The organism is Streptomyces otsuchiensis, assembly GCF_004305975.1.
GTDB classification, from domain to species: Bacteria; Actinomycetota; Actinomycetes; order Streptomycetales; family Streptomycetaceae; genus Streptomyces; species Streptomyces otsuchiensis.
Genome location: NZ_BHZI01000326.1, coordinates 1 through 6,050, shown reverse-complemented (window position 1 = coordinate 6,050; position 6,050 = coordinate 1). Strand labels below are relative to the sequence as shown.

The 6,050-nt window shown below is 72.0% G+C and carries 5 protein-coding genes; all 5 read right to left on the bottom strand.

Annotation, left to right across the window (positions count from 1 at the left end; translation table 11 throughout):
• Positions 1-56: 56 nt before the first annotated feature.
• From E0D90_RS22775 to E0D90_RS22760, 5 genes are read right to left on the bottom strand one after another with little or no spacing between them, the layout of a single operon-like run.
• Entirely contained in the window at positions 57-1,124 is a 1,068-nt protein-coding gene (locus E0D90_RS22775) for a glycosyltransferase family 2 protein (protein WP_130799884.1), read from the bottom strand.
• Positions 1,125-1,145: 21 nt separating this feature from the next.
• Entirely contained in the window at positions 1,146-2,249 is a 1,104-nt protein-coding gene (locus tag E0D90_RS22770; RefSeq protein ID WP_227870421.1) for a UbiA prenyltransferase family protein, read from the bottom strand.
• 14 nt (positions 2,250-2,263) lie between these two features.
• The gene (locus E0D90_RS22765) at positions 2,264-3,307 is read right to left on the bottom strand and encodes an NAD-dependent epimerase/dehydratase family protein (protein WP_227870420.1); all 1,044 of its coding nucleotides are present in this window, start codon (positions 3,305-3,307) and stop codon (positions 2,264-2,266) included.
• The gene (locus tag E0D90_RS28085; RefSeq protein WP_227870419.1) at positions 3,301-4,728 is read right to left on the bottom strand and encodes an aspartate aminotransferase family protein; all 1,428 of its coding nucleotides are present in this window, start codon (positions 4,726-4,728) and stop codon (positions 3,301-3,303) included. The genes E0D90_RS22765 and E0D90_RS28085 overlap by 7 nt, the downstream gene beginning before the upstream one ends.
• Positions 4,725-5,756, bottom strand: coding sequence for a lysylphosphatidylglycerol synthase domain-containing protein (locus E0D90_RS22760; protein ID WP_130799882.1), 1,032 nt, complete (start codon positions 5,754-5,756; stop codon positions 4,725-4,727). The genes E0D90_RS28085 and E0D90_RS22760 overlap by 4 nt, the downstream gene beginning before the upstream one ends.
• Positions 5,757-6,050 lie beyond the last annotated feature (294 nt).

The following is a 6,050-nucleotide window of genomic DNA, read 5'->3' as shown; positions in this document are numbered from 1 at the left end:
CCCCGGACCCGCCCTCCCCGGGCCCGCTTTCCCCCGGAGCGCGTCGACGGCCGTGCTCACGCCGTCGTCCCGGGCCTCTGCTCCGACAGCGCGTCGTCCGCCCCGGGTGTGCGTTCCCGCTCCGGCGACCACGGGGTGTCGTACAGCCGCCGGAACCGGGCGGAGACCAGCCACTGCAACGCCCCGGCGGCGATCCCCGTCGAGATGGCGACGTTGGTGGCGAAGGCCACGGCGGTGAAGACCACCAGGAAGCGCGGTCCGCGGCGCTTGAGGACGTAGCGGTACATCGAGGGGTCGCCGGCGACGGACAGCCCGGCCAGTGCCACCGGTACCAGCAGCCAGACCGGGCCGGCCAGGACGAGCGGCAGGGTCACGACCGCGCCGAGAGCGGCCACCGCGGCCAGGGACCGCGAGGCGGTCTCGAAGCCCTTGGCGAACCGCCGTCGGCGGGCGAACAGTGGAACTCTCAGCCGGGCGCGGCGGAAGAGCTTGCGCAGCAGGGGCAGCAGCCTGTGGTCGTCGTCGTGCCGCCCGAGGACGTGCGGGGTGACCCGGATCTGGTAGTGCTCGGACATCCGCTCGCCGTACTCGACCTCCTCGGTCTGCCGCAGCCGCGGGTTGAACGGTCCCACCCGCTGGAAGACGCTCCGGGGGATCGCGGTGAGCGAGGAGAACAGGAAGCTGACGGTGCCCAGCGACTCCATGCGCCAGCAGTAGGCCTGGAGCACCCGGCACTCCTCGACGACGCTGTCCCGGATCAGCGGCTGGTCCTCGTAGATGCCGCACACGGCGCCGTACTCGGGGTGGGCGAGCAGCTCCTCGACGGCCTTCTCCACGGCGTCGGGACGCAGCGCGACATCGGAGTCGACGAAGAACAGCACCTCGCCCCTGGCGGCGGCGGCACCGGTGTTGCGGGCCACGGCGACGCCGCTGTTGCGTGGGGTCTGGAGAACGGTCACGTCACGCCGGCGGGCGATCTCCAGGGAGTCGTCGGTGCTGTGGTCGTCGACCACGATCACTTCGAGCGGCTCGTAGGTCTGCCGCAGGGCCGCGTCGACGCACAGCCCGATCGAGTCGCGGTAGTTGTAGTTGGGGATGACGACCGACACGAGGGGTCGGGACACGGTGCCTCCTGGAGGACGTGGCTAACGGTGGGTGGCGAGGAGCGTGCCGCCGAGCAGCAGCGCCCAGAGCAGCGAGTTGACGACCATGGCGCGGTCGCGCACCAGGATGCGGGTGGGTTCTCCGCCGTGGCCGCTGTGGACCTGGAGGAGTTGCAGGTACCTGGCCATGGCGAAGAGCGCGAAGGGCGCGGAGCCGAACACGGCGAGGTCGGCGAGCCCGGCACCGACCGACTGCTGGAGGTGGATCAGGAAGGTCGTGATGGTCACGCCGGAGCACAGCACGATCAGGTGGTCGAGGTACTGGACGGAGTACCCGCGCAGCGCCGGCCGGTGGGAGACGCCGCCGGTGTCCATCTCGTGTCTGCGTTTGCCGAGGACGAAGATCAGGCAGAGGGAGAAGACCGAGACCAGCATCCAGCCGCGGATCCCGGTGCCGGCGGCCAGGTGCCCCTGGACTACGCGCAGGGCGAATCCGGCCGCGACCAGGAAGACGTCCAGCAGCGGGACGTGCTTGAGGCCGCGGCTGTAGGCGACGTTGAGGCAGAGGTAGACGGCGACGGGCCACCACGCGGTGACCGGACCGAGCAGCGCCGCCGCCACCAGGGCGAGGGCGAGCACGGTGCCGAAGACGACGGCGGCCGGTACCCCGACCTCTCCGGAGGCGATCGGCCGGTGGCGCTTGGTGGGGTGGCGGCGGTCGCGGTCGCGGTCGTGGAGGTCGTTCCAGACGTACACCAGGGACGACGCCAGGGTGAAGAGCACGATGGCCCAGGCGATGCGCGGGAGCAGCCCGGCTGGTGCGGCCTCGGTGTCCAGGAGCGCGAGGGGTACCACCAGCAGGTTCTTCGGTAACTGGCCGGGGCGGACGAGGGCGAGCAGTGCCCGGGGCAGGCCGCGGCGCCGGCCGTCGGGCGGCGCGGCGGGCTGCGGCGCGGGTGGGGGTTGGTCGGGGATCCGCAGCGGCGCCGTGTCCCTGGCCAGGGCGGTGTCGAGCGGGACGGCGGTGTCGCGGGCGATGGCCGCGTCCCGGGCCATGGCGGTGTCGAGAGGACGGGCGGTGTCGAGAGGACCGGCGGTTTCGAGAGGTATCGCGGTGTCGAGGGGCTGGTCGGCGTTCGTCGTCACGATGGTCTCCTCGCTCAGAAGAAGGCTTTGGCCAGGCCCAGAGCGCCCTGTTTCCACGGGTCGCGGCTGGTCCGCCCGGTGGCTCCGGGCGTCGGAGTGGTGGCCCGGTTCTCACGCCACCACTGGTAGGTGCCGAGAACGGCGTCCCGGTTGGAGTACCGGGGCGTCCAGCCGAGCGCGTCGCGCACCTTGTCGATGCTGACGTAGGAGTCGGCACGCAGCTTGTGGACCAGCCGGCCGTACACGGGCGAGAGCCGCAGCCGGCTGAGGGTGTCCAGCGCGAGAACGGCGGGGGCGGCCGGGATGGACACCACCCGTTTGCCGTGGCCGGCGGCGTCCAGCACGGCCTGGAAGTCCTCCCGCAGGGTCCCGAACTCGGCCGCCGCCAGGTTGAAGGTGTCGTCGGCGACCGAAGCGGGGGCGACGAGCGTCGCGGCGACCGCGTCGACCAGGTCGTCGACGGCGAACATCTGGATGCGTACGTCGCCGCGGCCCAGCACGGGGAAGTTCCGGCCCTCCTCCGCCCATTCGAAGAGCATCGCGAACAGGCCCATGCGGCCGGGGCCGACGAAGGTCTTGGGCCGCAGGACGGGAACGCACAGCCCGCGGGCCCGGAACTCCTCCGCGACCTCCTCGGCGCCGGCCTTGGCGCGGCTGTAGGCGTCGACCGGACGGCGGGGGTGGTCCTCCGTGGTGGGCACCGTGTCGGGGAGCCCGTAGACGGCGGTGGAGGAGATGTGCACCGCGCGTTCCAGGCCGGTCTCCTGAGCCGCCGTCAGGACGCAGCGGGTGCCGTCGACGATGATCGAGCGGATCTCGCCCTCCGGGTAGCTGGGCAGCGCCGCAGCCGTGTGCACCACCGCGTCGGCGCCGTTCAGGGCTGCGCGCACCCGGTCGGCGTCCCGCACGTCCGCGGTCAGGTGCTCGACGCCGGGTACCTCTTCCACGGGCGGCCGGAGGTCGAGGCTGCGCACCCGCGTCCCGGCCGCGGCCAGCGACCGGACCAGGTTGCCGCCGAGCATCCCGCTGCCGCCCGTCACCACCACCGTCCTCACCACAGCGACGACACCTTCTGCCGGACGAAGCGGGTGACCAGACGGGGCAGTCCGGCCGCGAGAGTGCGGTCGAGCCGTTCCAGGAACAGCTCCACCTCGTCGGTGGTGGCGACCAGCGGCGGGCCGACGACCAGGGGGTTCTTCCCGTTGAGGGTGTAGTAGGCGTAGGTGTCGTGGTCCTGGTAGAGCGCGTTGACGACGGCGCAGGCGACGAGCTTGGTGCCGAACTGCGGGTCCTTGGCCAGCCCGCCGGGGGCCGCCTTCGCCACGAGGTCGAGGATTCCGGGGCTGCCGAGGAAGCAACCCCACAGCGCCCCGGCGCCACGGACTTCGGTGACGATGTCGGAGTGCTCCTTGGCGATCCTCTCCAGGCCGGGGCCCAGGACGCTCTCGATGGCCCGGGCCCGGGCGGGGAAGTCCTCCTCGACGGCGATGTTGATCGCCTCGACGGCGGTGGCGCATTCCTCGCCGAAGCCGTAGTAGGTGGTGCTGGTGCTCTGGAGCAGCGCGTCCTGGAGGTTCTCGTACGCCCGGTGGAAGACCGGCCGGCGCGCGACGTACGCCGAGATGGAGGACTTGCCGCCCCCGAAGGACTTCGAGGTCGTCACCACGTCGGGCACCAGGCCGGGGTGGCGCATGAAGTGGAACATCGTTCCGGTCTTGCCCCAGCCGCTGTAGATCTCGTCGAAGATGAGAACGATGTCCTCGCGGGTACACAGCTCCCGCAGCCCGCGCAGGAACTCCTCGGAGCACCACCGGATGGTGGAGGCGCTGAACGGCTCGATCAGCAGCGCGTAGACGTCCGACTTCCCCTTGGCGTCACGGCTCGCCTCGACGGCGGCCCGCACGGATTCGAGGTCGTCGTAGGTGAAGCTGGCCACGCCGGGGATGCCGGGGAAGGCGAAGTGGTTCTGCGAACTGCCGGTGAGGCTGCCCGAGCCCAGGAGCTTGCCGTGGAAGCTGATGTCGCTGCGCAGAATGGTCCCGCGCTTGCCCCCGTGGTACTTGTACGCCAGCTTCACCGCACCCTCGACGGCCTCCGCTCCCGAGTTGGGCAGGAAGGACATGTCGAGGTCGCCGGGGAGCACGGCCGCCAGGTTGTGCGACAGCGCGGCGAGGTAGGGCGAGAAGTACGTCTTGTGGACCTCCATGCGGCCGCGTTCGGCGAACCGCCGGCGTGCCTCCAGGATGCGCGGATGGTTGTGACCGTGGCTCAGGACCCCGACGCCACCGGTGAAGTCGAGGATTCTGCGGCCGTCCCGCGTGTGGACGTAGACCCCCTCGGCGCGGTCCACGAGTTCCCGGCCGAATCCGAACGAGGTCATCAGGGAGACCTGGCTCTTGTTGACGTACCGCCGGTACAGGTCGTGCACCTGGTCGACGGACAGTCCTTCGGCGTCCTCGATGCTCATGAGCTCGGTCATACGGTGCTCTCCTTTCGCAGGGGTGTGGCAGGGGCGGAACGGTCCCGGAGCGCGACAGCGCCCAGGGCGGCTCCGGAGGTGGCGAGTTCGGCGACGAGGGTCAGGACGCGGCTGGCGAGGGCGGCGGCCACGGCGGCCGGCAGCGGCAGCACCGTGGCCAGCGCCGGGACCAGCAGCAGCTCCCGCACGCCCACACCGTCGGGGGCGAACACGGCCACCGACCCGACGACGACGGCGAGGGCGAAGCCGCCGACCGCGACGGGGAAGGCGGCCGCGGGATCAGCTCCCAGCAGCACCGCGATCACCCACAGATGCACGCCCGAGAGGACCCAGGCGAGGGTCTGGAGGACGATGGCGAGCCGCAGGTTCCCCGGCCTCCCCGGCGACGGGGGCGGCTGCCGCCGGGCGAGCCGGGCGGCCAGCCCGGCCAGGACGTGGATGAGATCGGGCCGGGCGACCAGGACGAGCAGCAGCGCCAGGGGAAGCAGCAGCCACCCGGCTCCGTCCGCCAGCAGCGTGGGCGCGACCAGCAGCCCGACCGCGCCTCCGGTGAGCAGCACGATCACGAGGTTGACCAGGTAGGTCCCCGCCATCTGGCTCTTGGTCGCCCCGACCTGCTCCCCCATCCTCATCTGGGCGATGAGGCCCCACACCCGCCCGGGGACGAACTTGCCCAGGAAACCGACGAAGAACATCCGCACTCCGGCGGCTCCCGGTACCGGCAGCGCGACGGCCGACAGCGTCAGCAGCCAGGACCGGGTGCCGCACAGCAGGCCGGCCGCGCTGACGACGGCGGCACCCAGCAGTGCCACGGCCGAACCGCCGTGGAAGAGCCCGGCGAGTGCGGACCAGTCCTGGTCCCGCAGCGCGAGGACCACCCCGGTGACCACGGCCAGCGAGAACGCCACGGTGAGCAGGCGCCGCCACGCCGTGCGGCTCATCCGCCACCCGGCGCGCCCGGCGCGGCGGTCCTCCCGGGTGCGGACGGCGACACGTGTACCGGGCGCCGGCGCTGGGTCCATCGTCATGTGGGGGTCCGTTTCGGCGATCGGTGCGGATCGGACGGAGGAGGTGGTGGTGGAGACGTGAGCAAGCTACGGACACGTCGCGGCCGGGCGACAGTGGCAGGGGCCCGTCCGCCGGAGCTGTCGGCGAAAGTGCAAGACGGCGCTACGACCAAGGGCGTAGCGGATGGACGCACGCCGTGTACGTGCCGGGTGGGGAGGTCGTAGACCGGCCGTCGCCGCGCGGCCCGGGGCGGGTCATGGCCCGGCGCTGTTCCGTGGCCCGGCGGTGGGCGGGAAACGCGGGCGGACGGGGGC